The following is a 21,826-nucleotide window of genomic DNA, read 5'->3' as shown; positions in this document are numbered from 1 at the left end:
GATTTTTGTTTCAGGCTTAAAAGCTGATAAATTGAACGGTTTTGTCTTACCTTCTCCTAAATAAACGATTAATAACAGTCAAGGATTTTCTGCATATACTGGTTTAATTGCCCATAGCCTTCCAATTCTCTAATTACTGGTAGCGGACAACGAACCTTTTTATTAAATAGTGTCCGCTTTTCAACATATTCTGTAACTTCGTCTAAAAATTTATCTAATCCTTTTTCTAGTTTCATACAACTTAACTGATTGCAAATTCGCACATCTCTTGCCTTTTTCTTTTGAACTTGTTTAAATGATTGTGAGAATGCTTTTGCTTCAAACATTTGTGCTTCTAACTGTCTTTTTTCAATCGTTATTTTCGGTACTGCTTGATTTCCATCAGTATCCTCTAACTGGCGACTCATAAAGCGACGATAAATTTCCTCTTCTAATTCGTCCAATTGTCGTTGAAAGTCCGCAGGAATTGTCCGACTTGATGAATTTTCTTTCTCACTTTCCATAGAGACAGCTTCTTTTTCTGACTTCTGCTCCTCCTCTTTTTCGGCAGACTTATTCACTGAATTTAACGAGCTTTTTTCTGTTTCTTGTGGAAAAGTAAATAAAGGTTTTGCCGCGGTACTCTGCTGGTTTTCTTGAGGTTCTTCTGGCAGCGCTTCTTTAAATGGCGCTAGTTCAGATAACACTGGTTCTTTCGCTGGTTCTTCAAGCGCTGGTTTGTTAACAGGAAGCTCTGCTTCACTTGTTGCTACAGTTGTTTCAACTTCTTGCTTTTCCAAATTATTAGGCGAGATATTGACGTCTGGTTGTTCCAGATTAGCATCCTCTGATACTTTCAGCGATGCCTGTTCTGCGGTTATCACAGGAGAAGCTCTTTTCAAATGGATCGTTTTTATTTGTCTAGAAATGACGGGATTTCTCGTTTGATTAACGGCTTCATTCAAGGAGGCTAAATTTTCTTTTAAAAGTGTCAACATTTCACGTAAGACAGCAATTTCACCAGCTAATTCCGTTATTTGATTTTCTTGCGGCACTACTTGCACATTGGTTTCATTCATACGGACTGTTTTTTTATTTTTAGTTGTCGGTATTTCATACATCCATTGTTTCAGTGCGAATCGTAAGTCACGAGTGGTCGGCTCAAAGCTTCCAAAATAAACAGTGTAGTACATTAACTCCGTTTCAACATAGACATAAATCTTTTTAACAATTAACTCTTCAAACTGTTCTGATTCATCCCAACTTTCACATAAAGCCTCAAAAAATTGTTCCCCTTCTGCTAAATTTTGGTACTCTTTCGCTAAATAAAGCTTGCGAATTAAGTAAAAATTATACGGTGTTTCAACATTATCCGCATAAATTTCTCGTCCTAAAAAATCTGGATTCGTTTCTTTACAAAGAAAGACCGTTTTCTCTTCTGGTTGTGTTTCAAGTGTTTTAGTCATGAGGTTCACTTCCTTTTTCTCCGTTAATAACCATTTTTTAATGATAGATACCTTTAGTATACAGGAGAAATTCTTCTGATTTTCTCATATTTTTAAGAGACAATAGAAATTTTAGAGAAAAATCGACAGAAAAAAACGTGAGACAAACAGTCCTGCTGACCATTTATCTCACGCAAAATACTTATACTGACTATTTTATTCTTGAAACATGTAACCAATTATTCTGCTGAATCAATTGGCAAAATCGTGTCTTTTTTCTCGCGACGTGCAATTGCTGGTAAAATCATTCCTAATAGAATTAAGACGATTGGTGTCACAATGTTAGAAGCTAATTGGAACAACCAGCCTTGGGGATCTGAGGCATACTCAAATTTAGGCACCATTCCTAAGATACAAGCAAAGGCTGTAAATAGGAAACACCAGAGACCAAACACAAAACCAATTTTAGGATTTTTAACAAATTTATATTCTGAATTAAATTGTTTGTACGCTTTGTTTAGAAGCATATAGGCAAAGAAGACCCACAAGTAACGCATTGGCATAACTACAGAATTTAAGTTAGTTAGCCATTTAACCACTTCGTTCATGTCCTTCAACCCAAACATCGGTAAAGCAATAATAATACTTACTAAAATACCTGTTAATAAGTAACCATTAATTAACGTACCTTTTTTCGTACGTTTACGTAACCAACTTGGAACAAATTCTGGATCTGCTTCAGCTAAAAGAATTTTCAGTGGAGCATCAATTGAAAAGGCTAACGCAGCCACTTGACCCACTGTATTCGTCAAAGCATAAACAATCATTAAGAGATTACCGACACCATAATATGCGCCTAATTTTTGGAAGGCACTGTAGGCACCATTTGCCATTAAATCTTTAGGAATATTGTCACTTGAGAATAACATTCCCATTGCAAATGAACCTAAAACAGCCGATAAACCAACCATTGCCGCTAGGAAAATCATTCCTTTAGGGAACTCTTTGGCTGGATTTTTAGTTGCATTTACGTAAGGAGAAATTTTTTCAGCGCCACCTACCGCAAAAACTAACATTGATACGGTTGTAAAATAACTAAAATCAAATTTAGGAATGTAGGTGCTGACTTGTGACATGTTTGGCGTCGCAAATTCAACCGTTGAATTAATAAATGGTGCGCCTACCGCTAATAAAATGAATAAAATAGACATCACAAACATGGCGGTTCCAGCTAAACCACCAATAACTTTTAAGGTGGTTAACCCTTTTGTTGATAATAACAAGAAAACCAAGAAAATTATTAATGAAATAAATGATACCGTTACGATTGGCATCGTATTGACTAGGTTTCCATTCCCTTGAACTGCCCAACCTAAGGCAATTAAAATTGCTTGTGGTTTTTGTGCCAAGTAAGGAATGTGCACTACCCAATAAGTCCATGCTGCATAATAGGCTAGACGTTTAGTACTGGTGTTTTGCACCCACGAACTAACCCCACCATTGCTGTCTTTAAATGTTGAACCTAATTGTCCTACGATTAACGCATAGGGAATAAAATATAAAACTAAAATCAAAAGCCATGAAGTGACCACTGAAATCCCTTGTTGTGCATAATTATTCACAACATTTCCAAGACCCCAGACCATGTTAAAGGCAATTAACCCGACGGTGAACCATCGTAATTGCTTTTTGTCCATATAACCAATTCCTTTCTTATTAAAAAAAATAAAGCTCTTCATTTATCATAAGCATTTTACTTTTTATGCACAAGCTCAACATAATTAAATAAAGATGGCTTTTTAATAAGTAATTAAAACGCTTCTAGCAATGATTTTCTAATTTATTTGATGACTAAAACAGGCCGGTGAATAAGTTGCTTCACCGGCCTTTTTCTAAGAGATTTTTCTTTTATAACATATCAAATAATGATAATTGGTTTTCATCTGGCAAGTCTTTTAAGACACCATTTTCATTCATGTATTCAATCAACGTTTTAGAAACTTTGCCTCGTGTTGCCAAATCTTCTTTCGACAAGAACGGTTGCTCTTCTCGCGCAGCGACAATGGCTTTCGCTACGTTGAGTCCTAAACTTGGCACTGCTCGGAAAGGTGCAATCAAGGTATCCCCTTCAATCACAAAATTTTCAGCATCCGATTTGTACAAATCGATCATGCCAAATTTATAGCCCCGTTCCAGCATTTCATTACATAATTCTAAAACCGTTAATAAGTTTTTCTCTTTAGTGGAGGCGTCCATCCCTTTGTCCGTAATTTCTTTCATTCGTGCTTTCACAGCTTCTTTCCCTTGTGACATTGCCACTAAGTCGAAGTCATCCGCCCGAACGGAGAAAAACGCACAGTAATATAAGATTGGGAAATAAACTTTAAAGTAAGCGACCCGCAACGCCATTAATACGTATGCTGCCGCATGGGCTTTCGGGAACATATATTTAATTTTAGAACAAGAATCAATATACCAGTCAGGGACGTTGTTTTCTTTCATCGCATTTAAATACGTATCCCGTAGTTCATCAGGAATCTTATTCCATTGTCCTTTACGTACCGTTTCCATAATCTTAAAGGCCATCCCACTGTCCAAACCAGCATGAATTAAATATACCATGATATCATCCCGACAACCAATTACTTCAGCAAGATTGGCTTCGCCACGGCGAATCAACTCTTCTGCATTCCCTAACCACACATCGGTTCCGTGAGACAGTCCAGAAATTTGAAGTAATTCTGCAAAAGTTGATGGATGGGTCTGTTCTAACATACCTCGAACGAAACGTGTCCCAAATTCAGGAATTCCTAACGTTCCTGTTTTAGAATAAATTTGCTCTGCATCCACACCTAGAACATCAGGTCCTTCAAAAATACGCATCACTTCTGGATCGTCTGTTGGGATTGTTTTTGGCTCAATCCCAGATAAATCTTGTAACATCCGAATCACGGTTGGATCATCATGTCCCAGAATATCAAGTTTTAAAATATTATCGTGAATAGAATGGAAATCAAAGTGCGTCGTTTTCCATTCTGCCTCTTGATCATCTGCAGGGTATTGGATTGGCGTAAAATCATAAACATCCATGTAATCAGGAATTACAATAATACCGCCGGGATGCTGCCCAGTCGTCCGTTTAACCCCTGTTGAACCTTTAGCTAAGCGATCAATTTCAGCGCCGCGCAAATGTAAATTATGATCTCTTTCATATCCTTTAACAAAGCCATACGCTGTTTTGTCGGCTACTGTACCAATGGTTCCTGCCCGGTAGACATATTCTTCACCAAAAAGAACTTTCGTGTAGTTATGGGCTTCGGCTTGATAATCGCCAGAAAAGTTCAAATCGATATCGGGAACTTTGTCGCCATGGAACCCTAAGAACGTTTCAAAAGGAATGTCGTGACCATCTTTAAACAATCGAGCACCACATTTTGGACAGGCTTTTTCAGGCATATCAAACCCTGAACCATAGGAACCATCTTCATAGAACTCAGAATATTGACACTCAGGACAATAATAATGTGGCGCTAAAGGATTTACTTCAGTAATCCCTGTCATTGTCGCAACAAAACTCGAACCGACAGAGCCCCGTGAACCGACTAAATAGCCGTCTTCATTACTTTTATGCACCAGTTTTTGAGAAATTAAATAAATGACCGAGAAACCATTCCCGTTAATCGAATTCAGTTCCTTTTCTAACCGTTTTTCGACAATTTCTGGTAAAGGATCGCCATACAATTCGCGCGCACGATTGTAGCTTAAATCAGTGATCTCTTGTTCAGACCCAGGAATTTTTGGCGTATACAAATCGTCTTTTACTGGAATAACTTCTTCACATAAATCAGCGACTTTGTTGGGATTTTCTACTACAATTCGCTTAGCGACGTCTTGTCCTAAAAATTGAAATTCCGTTAACATTTCATCGGTGGTTCTGAAATGAACCTTTGGTAAACTATGGCGATTTAACGGATTAGCGCCACCCATAGACCCGACTAAAATTTTCCGATAGATGGCATCTTCTTCATTTAAATAATGAACATTTCCAGTGGCGACAACCAGCTTGCCAAGTTCGTCACCGATTTTCACTAGATTACTAATAATTTCTTCCAAATCTGCTTCATTTTTCACCAATTCTTGTTCAATTAATGGCGCGTAAACTGGTTTGGGCATAACTTCAATATAATCGTAGAATTTGGCACGATTTTTTGCTTCTTCGACACCTTTTTGCATCATTGCTTCAAAAATTTCGCCGTTTGAACATGCGGAACCGATTAAAAGTCCTTCTCTTAACTTCGATAATTGCGAACGAGGAATCCGTGGTACTCGGAAAAAATAATCTACATTGGACATGGAAATTAATTTAAAAAGATTTTTTAATCCTGCTTGAGTTGTTGCTAAAATCGTTGCATGGAAAGGTCGAGCTCGTTTGTATGAGTCTCCTTCGCCAATATGACGATTCAAATCATCATGGAAATGCATATCATGATTCTCTTTCGCTTCTTTTAAGAAAATCCAGCACAAATGACCTGTTGATTCCGAGTCATAGATGGCGCGGTGATGTTGTTCTAAGTTGACGCCAAATTTTTTCGATAAGGTATTTAGACGATGGCTTTTGAAATGTGGATACAAGAATCTGGATAATTCTAATGTATCGATGACGGGATTAGCCGCTTCAGGTATTCCATGTTTGCCATAACTTGTATTTAAGAACCCCATATCAAAAGAAGCGTTGTGGGCCACTAAAATAGTTCCTTCTGAAAACTCTTTAAACATGCGTAAAACTTCTTCTTCGGATTTTGAACCGCGCACCATTTCATCTGTAATCCCAGTTAAATTGATTGTCGTTTGAGATAATGGATGGCCAGGATCAATAAACTGCTCAAAAGTCTCAATGACATTTCCTTTGTGCATTTTGACTGCGGCCAATTCAATAATTGTATCATAAACAGCGGAAAGCCCCGTTGTTTCCACGTCAAAGACCACATAGGTAGCATCTGTTAATTCAATATGTTCTTCGTTGTAAGCAATGGGTACACCATCATCAACAATATTGGCTTCCACGCCGTATAAAATTTTAACGCCTGCTTTTTTACCTGCAGCATGGGCATCAGGAAACGCTTGGGCGCCGCCATGATCCGTAATTGCGATGGCCTTGTGACCCCATTTCCCCGCTTGCGCCACCAAGTCACCGACTTTATTGGTCGCATCCATTGTACTCATGTTACTATGCATGTGTAATTCTACACGTTTTTCACCTTCTGGCGCGTAGTCTTTTCTTGGCGCATGGGCGACTTCCATCAAATCTTGAGCATTCATGACTAAATCACGCATGAAGGTATCTTCTTGTACACTACCACGAACACGAATCCAACTTTGCGGTTGAATCGCATCAAAAACTTGTTCATCTTTTTCCCCATTCGAAAATTTCTTCACCACGAAAGAGGAAGTATAATCAGTTATTTTCAAAATTAAAATTTTTCGTTTAGAACGCAATTCACGCACTTCTTTATCAAAAATAAAGCCTTCAATCGTTATCCGACGTTCTTCTTCCAGTATATTTCCCATTGGCATAACGGGTTCATCATTGGGAATATTCCGACCTAAACGAATTGGACCATCAAACGCAGGCGCTTGTTGTTGTTTTTCTTTTTTCATTTGTTCATGTTTAACAAGCGATTCAGCAGCTTGTTGTTGAAAGGCTGCGGCTTGTTCTAATTTTTGCTCTTCAAACTTTTTCAGCACTTCTGCAGCTTGCTGTTGATCCATTTTTGGTTCAATATGAAATTTAGGAAACCCGTAAGAGAAATAAAGTTCCTCAATAATTGGTAAATATTGTTGCTTCAAATAAGGAATAACTGCTTCATTATCAACAGGTAAAATAATTTTCCGATCTTCAAATTGTGGTGTCTGTGTTTTTAAGACTTTCTGAACTAACGGCGTATTGCATTGACTATTTAACAAGGCCAACTGCCAATAATCCGTTAATTGTTCCTCTGTAAATGTTGTCTGATTTGTGGTTATTTGAACGGAAACCTGCGCAATTTGTTGAAAAGCTAGTTCCAATTGTTGCATAAATGTTTGATATAGCATCACTGGCATCAATTCATCAAAACTTAAATGAAATTCCCATAAGCGACTTTGTTGGTGAACAATGACCTTGTCAATCCGGCCATTTTGAATTAAGGGATGTTCTTTCGCTGTGTCATCTAACTGAATTTGCGTCATCAGTTTATCAAATAAATCGCGTGCTTTTTCTGTCACAAAATGAACCTCCTTCTATCATTGAAAAAAGGCCCTCAGACAAATCTGTCAAGTGCCTTTTTTCGGTTTCTCTGCATTCGCTTCTCTATTAAGTATACTCGTTTTTTGTAAAAAAACAATCTTGTTCCGTCACTGGCTTGCTAAAAATTAGAGAACAAGAATAATGTACTCCTGAAGAATTCCATTATTTGTTTGAACATATTGAACAAAAAGACATCCTGTCAATCCGTATTTACCAATCCCTTACAAATCTATTCTTGCCATTTCTTCCAATTTCTCAATCTCTTTTCGATAATTTTTCCGCATGGCTTGTTCTGTTTCTTCTAGGATTGAAACAAACCGATTTTCTGTTCGTTTCACTTCATCTAAACTGGTGGCTATTTGATGATGAAACATTCGTTTGTCCCAAGTATCATTTCTAGTAAAATAAGCCACCTTGTCTACTAGTTGGTTCGTTTGTTGTCTAAATCGCTGGATTTCAGTGAAAACATGTTGCTGTTGTTGATTGATTCTGCGCTTTTCTTGATAATAGTTGTCTTCAATCATCTGGTAACTGCGGCGTTTTTCTTCCGGTGTCATCTCTTAACCTCCTTTTGCTGGTGTTTTTAAATTTGCGTCAGGAATCGCTTTCAAATAATGGCTCGCTGCGTCCGCCACTTGCCCTTGGAAGGCACCTTTTAAGGAAGAAGGCAAGGTAGTTTTTGATTGTTTGCTCATCAATTCTGAAAGTTTCTTGATTGTATGTGTGGAGGTTTGTTTGATGGTTGCGATTCTGGTTTGTTTTGCTGTAATCACAGCTTGAATGGCTTGGCGTTCTTGTATCTTTTGTACACGTTCTAATTCCAATTGAAGTTCTCTTTCCAGTTCATCCATGTGCAACATCCTTTCATCTCTGTGCAAATAACTGATTACCTGCTTGGCGATCATATTCTTGAATATTTTTAGCCGCAGTTGTTAACTTTTCACTAAATGTCATCAGTTTTTGATTATATTGTTGAACTCGTTTCCGATTGTGACTGGCCTGTGCCTCGTTCCACAAACGACTTTTTTCATAGGGTGCAATCATTGCTTGGACCTCAGAATAAGACAAATATTGTCTTATTTCATTGGCACTTGTTAAAATTTCCTTGGAAATTTCTGCTAACGCTTGTTCTGTGTCTTGCTGGCTTTGTTTCAACAATTTCTCCGCTTCTTCACCGATTGTCCTAGCCTGATTAGCTACCTGTAATGCCAAGTCTGCTCGTAACTTGATTTTTTGACCGCCAGAAGCACTGGCAATTTTTGTATGTAAAGAACGAATAGCTTTATCAGTACCAGATTTTAATTTTTCCAAATTCGCATTCGTTTGCGCAAATTCGCCATAGAGTTCTAAGTACTCCTGCACTCGTTTTTTCGCTTCGGCTTCATTATTTGTGGTGGGATCCCAGTCGCCATTTTTCTTTGCCCAGACTTTCGCTGCTAACTTGACTTGCTCCAAAGTCATATTCGGTGCGAAAATGCCATCTTTGGCTAAACGATCCAAATCCAAGTCGTCTCCATCAAAATAGTTAGCTAAAGTATTATGTTCACCAACCCCTGAAATCGAAGAAATCGTGCCATATTTACTATCACGTCCTGACAGTGCTGCCCACGAATCATTTTGGTAGCGAATCAAAAATTCTGGATTTTCTTGTAGCCACTGTTTTTCACTCGTCGTTAAACGTTCAAATTGATTGCGGCCCCAATCATCAAAACTGGTGGTACGAAAGCCCATTTCTTGCCCGTATTTCCCTGCCATTTTCATCATGTAGCCACCTGATTGACTAAAGCCTGCAACATCGGTAATTGTGCCGTTTTGCGAGGCGATTTTTTGCTGCGTTTGTTTTAAAAATTTTTCAGCTTCCTGATATTCTTCAGAAAGTCCACCTACGAAAGCTGTCCCAGCTGTTTCAAAGCCTTTTTTACCTTCATCCCCAAAGGAATTGGTACCAGCGTACACGACAGCGACGCTGTTATAGTCAGGTTTACCTTGGTCATCTAAAGGCGCGATGGCCATGGCATTTAGTTGGCTGGATTGGGTGCTGGCGGCTTTGTGGATGATTCTAAAATCTTTTGTTTTTTCTTGAATTTCTAAAACTACTGTATCACTATTTAATTGAACTGTCTCTTTTGTAGAATCAATTGCTTTTGCTAAGGTCTCTGTTGTAATTTCATTACTCAAATTCCTTTCCCTCCTAATATGTTAATTCATGAATTTCTAAGTTATAAATTACTTTTGCATTTGGACTTCCTTTATCAGACTTTCTAAATCTCTCAAAAACTTTTTTTTCAGCTTGGTTCAAATCGTATGTCGCATTCCTTAATCCTACTCTAACTGCAACATCTGTATTTTTATCGTTTAATGAGTCTAGCACAACATATTTTTTCAATTCATCATCATATTCGGTTTTATCGGTTAGACGAAAATACATCATGAAATAATCATCTTTAGATACATATACTCTAATTTCACTATTAACATAATTCCCCAACAACGATGTCCCATACCCTTTTGCATTCCGCCACTCTACACCAACGCCTTGCCACTCAATCTTCTCAATGCCTTCATAGTTTTCTACCAAATAGTTTGACACATATTTTTGAATTAAATCGATTCCTTGTTGGTAATCCTTTTCTATTGCTTTTTTATCCATGTATTGTTTTCCTCCTATTCCTAAAATAATTAACACGACAGTAGCTAAACCAATTAGCCACCATTTTCTTTTTTTCACTGGCTTTCCTCCTTTCTTTTTTATGTACACTAATTTTTTAAAACTTCTATGTTAAGATATTCTGGCTTCCTGATATTCTTCAGAAAGTCCACCTACAAAAGCTGTTCCAGCTGTTTCAAAGCCTTTTTTACCTTCATCCCCAAAGGAATTGGTACCAGCGTACACGACAGCGACGCTGTTATAGTCAGGTTTACCTTGGTCATCTAAAGGCGCGATGGCCATGGCATTTAGTTGGCTGGATTGGGTGCTGGCGGCTTTGTTTATAAGTTGAAAGCTTTCCTTTCGTTGATTAATTTCTAACTTGAATTCTTCTCCGATTCTAATCTCTTTTACTCTATCTTTGGTGTCGTCAATTGCTTTAGCTAACACTTCTGTTGTAATTTCATTGCTCATTACACTAACCTCCTAATACTTCAATTCATAAATATCTAAATTATAAATAATTTTAGGTATCGATAGCTTTACTGTTTTTTTCCTAACTTGCTGAAGTTTTATTTTTTCTTTGTCATTAAATCGTCTATTAGCATTCCGGATTTCCATTTCTAACATAGAATCTATGTTTTCAGAATTAAGAACATCACTTTGAACATATTTTTTTAATTCTTCGTTGTATTCTGTTTCATCAGTCAAGAGAAAATGTAGTTTAATGTAACTATTTTGAGAAATAAATAACTTAACATCGCTTTTCACATAATTCCCCAACAACGATGTCCCATACCCTTTTGCATTCCGCCATTCCACGCCAACACCTTGCCACTCAATCTTCTCAATGCCTTCATAGTTTTCTACCAAATAGTTTGACACATATTTTTGAATTAAATCGATTCCTTGTTGGTAATCTTTTTCTATTGCTTTTTTATCCATATATTGTTTCCCTCCAATTCCTATTATGATTAGTAATGCAGTAACTAAACCAATTAGCCACCATCTTCCTTTTTTCACTAGCTTCCCTCCTTTCTTTTTATGTACAATCGTGTTTTAACATTCTATTGGATTCGTCCCATAAATCCCTTTCACTAGTACAGCGCCAATGCTACTGGGTTCCCTTTACTAACCTAACTTCATTCAATCGTTTCTGTTCTGAAAGAGTATTTTCTTTAATTTTCTAACCTATTTTTTATTGGTTATAACCTCCTCTATTCAATCTAATTAATTAGCCACCATTTTATAATATCATTAACATATAATTACTGTAAATATAATTTTAAATTCTATCTATATATGAAAAATTTGTTTAAAAACAAAAAAATATCATTTAATCAGCTTAAACCACTTATTTATTTCTCTTATTATTAAAAACAATAAAGGAAATAATTTTATATAGATTAATCTTTAAAATCGAATATTGTTTATAGCTTGAGACATTTAAGTTTTTTATTACATTAAAAAAGCTTAAAACAAAATCAGAGAAACTTTGATTTCGTTTTAAGCTTTATACTGTTATTAAGTTTGTTTATTTATTCTACTTCTGATGTTGTGTTCATCAAAATAGAAAGTGTACTTTCTAATTCTTCTTTGCGTACTTCCAACATTTCACCAGTACGTTTGATTTTGACTTCTACCACACCATCGACTGCTTTTTTACCGACTGTGATACGGATTGGACAACCAATTAAATCAGCATCAGCAAATTTTACGCCTGCACGCTCGTTGCGGTCATCAACTAATACTTCGTAGCCCGCTTCGGTCATCATTGCTTCAACTTCTTGTGATAGTTTTGTTTGATACTCATCTTTCACATTCATTTGGACCACGTGTAAATCAAATGGCGCAATCCCTGTTGGCCAATTAATACCGCGCTCGTCTGCATTTTGTTCAACGATTGCTGAAAGTAAACGACTAACGCCGATGCCATAGCAACCCATGATCACTGATTTTTCACGACCGTTTTCATCTAAAACTGTTGCGCCCATAGCATCACTATAACGCGTTCCTAATTTAAAGATATGACCAATTTCGATTCCTTTAGTAAAGGCTAAGACACCATTGCCATCAGGAGAAGGATCGCCTTCTTGAACAAAGCGTAAATCTTCGTAACTAATTGGTTGGAAGTCACGATCTGGATTTACATTTGTCAAATGATAGCCATCTTCATTAGCCCCAACAATGGCGTTGGCTAAATCTTGAACAGCTAAATCTGCATAAATTTTAACATCTTCGGCAACATTGACTGGACCAATTGAACCAAAGCCCGCTCCTAAGACACGGCGAGCATCTTCTTCTGTTGCTTCATCTAGGAAATCAGCGCCTAAGAAGTTTTTCAATTTGACATCATTGACATCATGATCGCCACGAACCAAGACCATTACTGGCTCTTCATCGGCAATAAATAGTACTGATTTAATAATACGTTGTGGCTCAACTTCAAAGAAGTTTGCCACTTCGGCAATTGTACCCACTTCTGGTGTTGCAATTTTTTCTAAATCTAATTGTGTTTCATGTGATTTTTTCGGCGTATAAAGACTTGTTGCCATTTCTAAATTGGCAGCATAATCACTTTCTGTTGAATAGCAAATAGTATCTTCCCCAATTTCAGAAATCGCCATAAATTCTTTAGAATCTTTACCACCCATGGCACCACCGTCCCCAATAATGGCACGGAATTCTAGTCCACAGCGTTCAAAAATGCGTGAGTAAGCTTTTTCGTAATCACGGTATGATTGATCTAAACTAGCTTCATCGGCATGGAAAGAATAGCCATCTTTCATGATAAATTCACGGCCTCTTAATAAGCCAGAACGTGGGCGTTTTTCATCACGATATTTTGTTTGAATTTGGTATAAATTCAAAGGTAATCGTTTGTAAGAATTGATTTCATCACGAATTAATTCTGTGAAGGTTTCTTCATGCGTTGGGCCTAAGATATAGTCACGGTCATTGCGATCTTTTAAGCGATACAAGTTAGGTCCATAAGTTTCATAACGTCCTGATTCTTTCCAAAGTTCTGCTGGTAATAACGCAGGCATTAACATTTCAACTGCATCAATTTTCTCAAATTCTTCTCGCATAATCGTTTTTAATTTTTCTAAAACACGATTGGCTAAAGGTAAATAAGAATAGATCCCTGCAGCGACTTGACGAATATAGCCTGCGCGCAACAGAATTTGATGACTTAAGACTTCTGCATCATTTGGTACTTCTCTTAACGTTGGAATTAACATTTTTGACTGTTTCATTAAAACTCTCCTCTATTTTAAAATCAACTATTTTTGATTTCTTTACACACTTTTTTACTTAAGCTTTCTCCTTAAAAGAAAAAGCGTTGAATATCGTTCCAAGTAACTAACACCATTAACACCATGACAAACCCAAAGCCAATTAACGTAATGATGCCTTCTTTTTCAGGACTAATTGGTTTTCCACGTACACCTTCAATAATGTTTAAGACAATTTTCCCGCCATCTAAAGCTGGGATCGGCAACAAATTAATAATCCCTAAGTTCATTGACAACATGGCCATTAAGAATACAACTGTACTTACTCCAGCATTGGATGCTTCTTCCGATAACTTAAACATCATGACTGGCCCACCTAGTTTGTTTAAACTAAAGCCTGTGAATAGTGAGCCGAGTGCTTTAAAAATCTGTGTCGTACTATTTAAAGTATCCTGAATACCGCCCATCAATTTTGACGGTAAATCGGTTTTCATATAAGGATAAACGCCGACTTTACCAATCGTTTGTTTTTCCACTTTTTGTTTTTCTGGTGTCACTGTTAGTTGCTCTTCTTTGCCGTTACGCTCAACTACGAACGTTAACGGCTTTTCGGGGTTCTTCTGCACAATGGTTGTAAAATCTTCGTATTTTTTGATTTTTTGATTATTAATCGATAAGACTTTATCGTTTTCTTTCAACCCAGCTTCTGCGGCTGGGCCATTAGGAATCACTTGTCCAATTTGGTTCGTGTTTAAATCAGTGACGCCTCCTTGTAGAAAAACCGCTAACGTAAACAGAATAAACCCTAAGATAAAGTTATTCATGGGTCCCGCAAAGTTCGTCAAAATGCGTTGCGATAATTTCGCTGATTGAAATTGAACGTCAAGTGGCGCAATCCGCACCTCGGTTCCATCACTTTCAATAATCGTTGCATCATGGTCAACTTTATAAACAGTTTCTTCTTCCTCGTTTCCATTGACATAGCCCTTGATGAATAATTCTTTTTCAAGATCAAAATCAACGACTTCCATCGGAATACTATGAGGTAATTGTACTTTTTTACTTGTATTAATTTTAACCACATTACCCACGGCATTTAACTCAACAGATAGAGGCATACCTGGTGTGATTTCTGTCATGTCTTCGCCCATCCCAGCCATTCGCACATAGCCACCAATCGGCAATAAGCGAATCGTATAAGTGGTGCCATCTTTTCCACGATGCGCAAAAATCTTTGGTCCCATTCCGATTGCAAACTCACGAACTAAAATACCCGCTCGTTTTGCAAAATAAAAGTGGCCAAATTCATGTACGAGGACAAGAATACCGAAGACAATAATGAATGTGATAATTGTTTTCATAGATGTCCTTCTTCCTTCATTCACTGACGTTCAGTGCTTTTTATTATTACATGGGAAAGTCTCGTAAAACTTGCTCTGTTCCCTTCCCGATAAACCAGTGCAACTGTTTACTGAGAACAGTCGCCACTGTTAGTGAACAAATCTTTCCTTATGTAAGACAAGTTTTATTTTAGCATATTCACTCATAAATAACCATTGGACTTGACCACTTCGTCTGGATATTTTGTGTTTTTTTAGAAAACTCTATAAATGAGAGGAATTGATTACTACGACCAGTATTTTTTTAAAGACCTTCAACAATAGTAGCTAACTTTAGACCATAAACTTTTCCGACAGTTTGTCGTATTTTATCAACACGCTGATTGACATGTGCTACCATGAAAGTATTAATAGTAATTTTAGGGGGAATGAATCAATGTATGGAGAATTACATGGTAAAGTGGCCGTTGTCACTGGTGCAGCTACGGGTTTAGGATTATTTATTACTCTGCGTTATATCTTAGAGGGCATGAATGTTGTTGCTGACTATGTCGGTGAGCTGCCTAAAGAATTTGAAGATGTTCAAGCCAAGCACGCAGACCGCGTAAAATTCGTGAAGGCTGATGTCTCTAATGAAGAAGATATTAAAGCGTTAGCTGAAACCGCTTTAAAAGAGTTTGGTCATGTTGACATTTGGGTAAATAACGCCGGTGTGGAGGCTTCTTTTCCGACAATTGATATGCCATTAAAAGAATGGCAACGTGTCATTGATGTCAATTTAAACGGTGTCTTTTTGGGTTCTAGAGAGGCACTCCGAATATTTAGAGATCAAAAAATCAAAGGGTCAATCATTAATATGTCCTCCGTTCACCAAAGAATTCCTTGGCCAACGTTCGCCCACTATGCGGCAAGTAAAGGCGCAACCGAAATGTTCACGAAAACAATCGCTTTGGAATATGCGGAATATGGTATTCGTGCCAACTGTATTGCACCTGGAGCGATTAACACACCTATTAATGCTGAAAAATTTTCCGATCCCGAACAGTTAAAACAAACAACAAGCATGGTTCCTATGGGCATTATTGGTAAACCCAATCAAGTAGCTGCTGCGGCCGCTTGGTTAGCTTCTGATGAATCCTCATACGTAACTGGAACAACACTCTTTGTAGATGGCGGGATGTCTCTATACCCTTCGTTCCAACACGGAGCTGGTTAAAAAGTAGTCTGCAACAAAATTCTCTATGAATTTTTGTTGCAGACTTTGTACTATCACACACAAAATCTATTCAGGAGGCTTATCATGAAACTAGTCAAAAATGTTCTTTTAATTTTAATTGGTTTAGTTATTATCGGGATTGGCGCATCCACTTTAAGAGTGGCAGGTTTAGGAGTTGATCCTTTCACTGCTATGAATATCGGACTTTCTTCGATGTTTGGTATGCAATTAGGCATTTTTCAAATTATTGTCAATGCGTTTATTCTATTCTATGTCTATTTAAAAAACAAAAAAGCCATTGGTCTAGGAACTATTTTAAATATGCTTTTAGTAGGAATTTTGATTCAACAGATTTCTACTTGGCTTCAACCTTACGCCAATAGTTTAGGAGGCTCAACAATTGGCAAACTACTTTCTTTATTCTTCGGAGTCCTGATTTTTACATTTGGCTGTGCCTTATACATGGCTACAGATCAAGGCGAATCCCCCTATGATGCGATTGCGCCAACCATCTGTCAACAAATCAACAAACCTTACGCTTCTGTTCGAAAAGCACAAGATTTGTTGGTCCTATTAATTGGCTTTATTGCTGGTGGTCCAATTGGGATTGGTACAATTATTTGTGCATTTGGTGCTGGCCCACTTATTAGTTTTTGGAACAAGTTACTTCAACCTTTAGTAAAATAATTTTTTAACTAAAATATAAGAAAAAGCGATGACTTCATAGAGATTTTCTTCTCGAGTCATCGCTTTTTTATTTGTGCTTCTTTGAAGAAGCATGATTAGTATGTTTCTTGTTTGGCTTTCCGTTGTTATTTTGGTTGATTATTTTGTTGGTAGAGTGAAAAACTATCCTACTGACCCTTCCAATAGAGATTTCATTAGAAAGAGTTGGAAAAAGTCAGTAAATATACGAATCACTAATGAGTAAATCCTTACTCTTAATCACTAATAATTAGACAAAGAAAATTCAATCATAGTTAACAACGGAGTTAAATAAAATAGCATGGGCATGCATAATACTATCATTAATTCTTATTATAAAACATTGAAACGTTAGTCTATAAATCCTTTAACTATTCTGTGTATTTTTTATGACTCTTTTGAATCTTTCACCTGTAAAAAAATTAAATTTGTGTTCAATAAATTCATCCGCAACTGCCATCTTAAAAAAACTATTCTCTTGGATCGAATTATTTATAATGCTAACCCATTTATCATATACTTGACATTGTTTTTCATTCCAATTAGTCGCTTCATAAATATTCTGCAAAAACTTTTCATCACTACTATTTATATAATTCAAAAACATTCCCATTATTCCAACAACTATATCTGATAGTTGAACAAGCTTATGAGTTTCTTCGCCAAGAAATTCTGATTTCTCTTTTGCTTTCAAAATGCTGGATTCTACAAATATAAAATTTTTATTTCCCACATCTAAACTACCTAATTTTTCTTCAACATCTATTTCATGGTCGAATATTAATTCCGAATTATTAAATAGAACCAATCTTTGAAGATACATCTGATAATACTCTTCAATCAATTTTCCAGGTTTATTATTAATAAGTAATGGCAACCCCAGCTTTTTCGCTTGTGTTATTTCTTTCTTAATAATTTCTAAAGTTATATCTTCTTTTTCAAAATAATATGCTTCATATTCATCAGACTTCATATAGTTATTTATAAGCTCCTCAATAGAACATAAAAACAATATGGGATTCTTCACATTAGGATATGTATTATTTCTAAACACATCTAAACTTTTTTTTTATCGAATTTAATAGCCTGATATAACGCTGTTTTAAAATGTCTAGAATTCTCAATACTCCCTATACTAGATGCAAAAGGTAAACTATCAATAATGTCTACAGTGCTATAGTAAAAATTATCCATATATTCAAAATGAATCCAGTAATTATTTTCATATAACCAGTTAATCACTTTTTGGAAATAGGGTTTCTTCAATAAATTAGGAAAATCTTTTGCTCCTTGCCTAACAGTATTAAATTTTAGTTCATCTTGTTTCTTAGATTCTGGAATACTTTCCCATAGAATCGCTATAGTTTGTAATGGTATTTCTTTTTCAGTCACAATCCCTCCAAGAACAAAAAATTTACTTTCATCACTATTAAATCCTGTAGTAGTAAGATTAAACTTTCTAATATTACTTGTTTCATCAAAGAAGAATTTATAATTCTTCTTATTGTCTCTTATACCACTTAAAGAAATAATATCCTCTCTAAATTTTTCCAGCATTGTTAATCCCTCCGCGTTTCTTTAATTTAAATATTTTTGTTTCGGCCTATTGATTATTAAACGATAGAAACCATTTTATTTTTAAATTAGATATGATCTATCAACTTGAAGGTTGTACTTTCACTATCTATCCCCCTTTCTATTAATTTTCTGCCAATTTGTTCACTATATTTCCCAAATTCTCCCTCCATCATCACAAATTTTTCTTCAGCCCTAGTTACACAAACATAGTGATTATTTTTTTTACTTTCATCATTGAAGCTATAGTAATTAGCAAAACTAATCACTTGATTAAATTCCAGGCCTTTTGAACCGAAAACAGTCATAACCTTATGCAAATCATTAGATTTTATAAACGCTGGATAGAAATACTTGTTTGTAACACTATCTAACAATAATACTTTTTCATCATTTGTTATATTCATCCCTAAGTAGTTATTAAATTTAGTAATAGATTCAAAAAAGGAGATACTAATATCGTCTTTAGTTTGATTAGATGACAATGGCACTAGTTTCTTTAGAGGCTTTAATAAACTATCAATTTTATTCAGTAACGTTCTATTTTGCTCTACTCTCAATACTTCAGCGATGTCAAAGACAGAATAGTTATCATCCAATAAGTAACAGGCAATTACTTTTAATACATTAGCATTTTCAGACCCGTCATCTAATGGTGTTTTAGGAATAAAAACAAAATTAAATCCTTGTGCATTTAAATTATCAGAAATATCTTTTGCATCATTGTTTATATTTGCAATAATTGTTATATTTTTATTTTTATCCACTATATTGGACTCACAAAGCTCATTAATAGAGCTAACATAGTCATTGGTCCTGCAATGAACAACATGAGTTACTTCTTTAGAATAATCGTCTCTGAACTGAGAAGCATTATGCATAAGATTAGCATAATTAACAATTTCAAAATGACTTCTAAAATTAGTTACTAATTCAAATCTTTGCATCCCTTCATTTTCTAGTTGATTAAAAATATTTCTCTGTGCACCTCTCCATAGATATATGGCTTGTTTACCATCTCCTACAATAAAAAGATCAATCAATAACACGTTTTTTATATACATAAATAGATTATGCATATCTGTATCAGAGTCTTGATATTCATCCAAAAAGATCATTGTGTATTTTGATTTAAAATATTCTTGAGCCGCTGTACTTTGTTCTAATACTTTTTTTGCTAATTCAAACTTAAAATTTCTTTTAATGTTATGATAAGTTCCTAGTTTATTACTCTTTTCTAATATATTTAGACCTTCATCAAAAGAACCAGATTTTACAGAATCCTCATAACTAATCACAAAATCATTATTATACATTTCGCCGAAAGCATCTATCAAAAATGGTCTTATGATTTCATATTCAACAAAAGAGTCGTTAGTCATTACAACAAATTTATTGTTCCCTCCAATTTGTTTTGACTTTCTTTTTATTTCCTCTGTAGCCTTAACCGTAAAAGTTATTGCAGCAACTGTTTTATGATCTGAAATTTCACTCATTTTTTTTAGGATTTTATTAACCATTATTGTGGTTTTACCCGACCCAGCACTAGCAGAAACTATAATATTACCGCTAGCAGCTAAGATATCTTTTCTTACTTGCTCATCGACGATTTCCATTAACTCTCCACCAATCTTTTTAAAGCTTTAAATCTATCATGATTAAAAATTTTATAGCACTCTTCATCATTCAAATTATCAATAAGTTTTAACATATTTAATAACTTCTTATCTTGGAGAGTATCTACAGGATTATCACCAAAAACATTTGTCAGCTTTTCTGGAATAACCTCGAATAAATCGTTCTCTAAATCAACTTTTGAAATGAATATATTATTCTTTTCAAATTCTCTGATACAAGCTCCGTTAAACTCATATAACTCTCTTTTTTTATCAAAAACCATCCTCTCCTTATCGCTTATTAACCAAATTAATTTTCCATTCTCATCCTTCGATGAGTAATCAATTGTAATAGCTTCTAAATTTTTTTTACCAATAATATTTAAGCAACGATTGAACCCGATAGTATCGAATGACTTTATATCTCCTCTTTTAGCTTTCAAATCATTGTCAGTTTTGATAATAGGTAGTATTTCCAACTCTTTTAATATATCAAAGTATGGTTTGAATTTAATACCATCTACTAATAACAGATATCCGCCCTCTAATTCATAAATTGGACTAACAATTGACAATATTTTTTCAAATAACGCCTTCTCTGAAGGGCCCTCTATGAGCAACACACGATCTGAAAACAGCGCTGTTGTTAATGATTCATTCAGTTCTTTCTTTATTGATTTAAATTGTTCGGGCACATTATACATATAGGATTTACAGTCAGTTTTGTTTTGTGAGTATATTCTAACAAGAGAAGCCTCATCCATTTCATATAATAATTCTGACGAATGAGTGGATAAGATAAAATAGCCATACACAGAATAATCAAACAATTGCTTTGATAGAGCTACTTGCATAGAACGATGTAAACTATTTTCTGGCTCTTCTATCAAATAAATGGTTATTCTATCAGAATCATATTCTTTCGTTAAATAATTCAAAAGAGAATAAGCTAATATTTTTTTTCTACCATCCCCTGATGTAGGATAAAGTGCATTATCTCCTTCTCTTTTTATATACGGGTGTATATCACTAAAGAAACCTTTTATTGCCATCTCCGATTGTAATTCAATTGTTATATCCTCTTTTTTCAGTTGATGATACTCATCTGTTAGTTCCTTTTGAAAATTCCGCATAACTTCCATAGAACTAATTTTCCTATTCATTTCAAACGTCAAATCTGAAATCTCTTGCGAAATAACTATATCCTCATTTGTTAATTTTTTTTGATCAAATAATTTTTTTCTGTTTTTAGAAAAAACATAATCTAAATCAATAGTTGGATCAACATAGATAATATTAAATAATCTATCGATATCCGAAAAGCTACCATTTTGAGGAATTTTATGCATACTATCCAAGTTATTACCCCAAAATAATTCTGGAACACCTAGGGCCTCACTATGATCAAAGGTTCCTATAACTTGAAAATAGAATCTGTTTAGCTCTGAACTGTCCCTTGAACCACCAACTTTTGAGATTATATGCTGTGAATCTCTATCAGTCTGACGATCTGTTAGATCAACTTCAAGACTGATTTTTATGACATTAGACGTATCTCTATGATAATAATCACTTTCAGAGAAACCGTCAGATCTTATTTTACGATCTAACAAACATCTTAACGAACAAAGTAAATTAGTTTTTCCAACGTCATTCATACCAAATACAACATTTTTATTAGATAAATTAATAGCTACATCTTCAAAATTTCTAAAGTTCTCAATCATAAGCCTACTTAATTTCATAGAAAAGCCTCCTTATTAAAACAGAAAATCTCAAAT

Annotated in this window: 17 protein-coding genes; 2 read left to right on the top strand and 15 right to left on the bottom strand. The window is 35.3% G+C overall.

The genetic code is table 11. The annotated features are described in order from the left end of the window. Positions 1-68: 68 nt before the first annotated feature. The 11 genes from HMPREF2810_RS14295 to rseP form a co-directional block, all read right to left on the bottom strand. A complete protein-coding gene (locus HMPREF2810_RS14295) occupies positions 69-1,445 on the bottom strand; it encodes a hypothetical protein (RefSeq protein ID WP_002384253.1) in 1,377 nt (458 codons plus the stop codon). 218 nt (positions 1,446-1,663) lie between these two features. Further along, positions 1,664-3,121, bottom strand: a complete 1,458-nt coding sequence (locus tag HMPREF2810_RS14290; protein ID WP_002356790.1) for an amino acid permease — start codon at positions 3,119-3,121, stop codon at positions 1,664-1,666. Positions 3,122-3,332: 211 nt separating this feature from the next. Continuing rightward, positions 3,333-7,688 (bottom strand): PolC-type DNA polymerase III, encoded by a 4,356-nt coding sequence (locus HMPREF2810_RS14285; RefSeq protein ID WP_002384252.1) that lies wholly within the window; start codon positions 7,686-7,688, stop codon positions 3,333-3,335. 243 nt (positions 7,689-7,931) lie between these two features. Next, a complete protein-coding gene (locus tag HMPREF2810_RS14280) occupies positions 7,932-8,267 on the bottom strand; it encodes a hypothetical protein (RefSeq protein ID WP_002384251.1) in 336 nt (111 codons plus the stop codon). Between the two features lie 3 nt (positions 8,268-8,270). After that, entirely contained in the window at positions 8,271-8,561 is a 291-nt protein-coding gene (locus tag HMPREF2810_RS14275; protein WP_010815196.1) for a hypothetical protein, read from the bottom strand. A 13-nt stretch (positions 8,562-8,574) separates the two neighbouring features. Then, a complete protein-coding gene (locus tag HMPREF2810_RS14270; protein ID WP_070635623.1) occupies positions 8,575-9,888 on the bottom strand; it encodes a hypothetical protein in 1,314 nt (437 codons plus the stop codon). A 13-nt stretch (positions 9,889-9,901) separates the two neighbouring features. Beyond that, entirely contained in the window at positions 9,902-10,438 is a 537-nt protein-coding gene (locus HMPREF2810_RS14265) for a hypothetical protein (RefSeq protein WP_002413688.1), read from the bottom strand. Between the two features lie 51 nt (positions 10,439-10,489). Beyond that, on the bottom strand, positions 10,490-10,831 hold the full coding sequence (locus HMPREF2810_RS14260) for a hypothetical protein (RefSeq protein WP_070635622.1): 342 nt from the start codon (positions 10,829-10,831) through the stop codon (positions 10,490-10,492). Positions 10,832-10,843: 12 nt separating this feature from the next. After that, complete coding sequence (locus HMPREF2810_RS14255; protein ID WP_002384245.1) at positions 10,844-11,380, bottom strand: hypothetical protein; 537 nt, start codon at positions 11,378-11,380, stop codon at positions 10,844-10,846. Between the two features lie 515 nt (positions 11,381-11,895). Then, positions 11,896-13,614 (bottom strand): proline--tRNA ligase, encoded by a 1,719-nt coding sequence (locus HMPREF2810_RS14250; RefSeq protein ID WP_002372134.1) that lies wholly within the window; start codon positions 13,612-13,614, stop codon positions 11,896-11,898. 71 nt (positions 13,615-13,685) lie between these two features. Further along, positions 13,686-14,954, bottom strand: a complete 1,269-nt coding sequence (rseP, locus tag HMPREF2810_RS14245) for an RIP metalloprotease RseP (RefSeq protein WP_002362168.1) — start codon at positions 14,952-14,954, stop codon at positions 13,686-13,688. A 415-nt stretch (positions 14,955-15,369) separates the two neighbouring features. Between rseP and HMPREF2810_RS14240 the strand changes: the two genes are divergently transcribed. Together HMPREF2810_RS14240 and HMPREF2810_RS14235 are read left to right on the top strand one after the other, a co-directional pair. Beyond that, positions 15,370-16,149 carry an SDR family oxidoreductase gene (locus HMPREF2810_RS14240; RefSeq protein ID WP_002359767.1) on the top strand — a complete coding sequence of 260 codons (780 nt, stop codon included), beginning with the start codon at positions 15,370-15,372 and terminating at the stop codon, positions 16,147-16,149. 84 nt (positions 16,150-16,233) lie between these two features. Continuing rightward, positions 16,234-16,836 (top strand): YczE/YyaS/YitT family protein, encoded by a 603-nt coding sequence (locus tag HMPREF2810_RS14235; RefSeq protein WP_002384244.1) that lies wholly within the window; start codon positions 16,234-16,236, stop codon positions 16,834-16,836. A gap of 385 nt (positions 16,837-17,221) precedes the next feature. Here HMPREF2810_RS14235 and HMPREF2810_RS14225 read toward each other — a convergent pair whose 3' ends face one another. The 4 genes from HMPREF2810_RS14225 to HMPREF2810_RS14210 form a co-directional block, all read right to left on the bottom strand. Beyond that, positions 17,222-17,827, bottom strand: coding sequence for a hypothetical protein (locus tag HMPREF2810_RS14225; protein WP_002384243.1), 606 nt, complete (start codon positions 17,825-17,827; stop codon positions 17,222-17,224). An 83-nt stretch (positions 17,828-17,910) separates the two neighbouring features. After that, a complete protein-coding gene (locus HMPREF2810_RS14220) occupies positions 17,911-18,411 on the bottom strand; it encodes a hypothetical protein (protein ID WP_002384242.1) in 501 nt (166 codons plus the stop codon). Between the two features lie 86 nt (positions 18,412-18,497). After that, complete coding sequence (locus HMPREF2810_RS14215; protein ID WP_002384241.1) at positions 18,498-20,045, bottom strand: UvrD-helicase domain-containing protein; 1,548 nt, start codon at positions 20,043-20,045, stop codon at positions 18,498-18,500. Further along, a complete protein-coding gene (locus HMPREF2810_RS14210; protein WP_010815200.1) occupies positions 20,045-21,790 on the bottom strand; it encodes an ATP-dependent nuclease in 1,746 nt (581 codons plus the stop codon). Before HMPREF2810_RS14210 ends, HMPREF2810_RS14215 begins: the two co-directional genes overlap by 1 nt. Positions 21,791-21,826: the final 36 nt, after the last annotated feature.

Origin of the sequence: Enterococcus sp. HMSC078F03 (assembly GCF_001811595.1) — a bacterium.
Taxonomy (GTDB): domain Bacteria; phylum Bacillota; class Bacilli; order Lactobacillales; family Enterococcaceae; genus Enterococcus; species Enterococcus faecalis.
The sequence above is the reverse complement of the archived record's forward strand: the minus strand, read 5'-3'. Positions and strand labels throughout refer to the sequence as shown.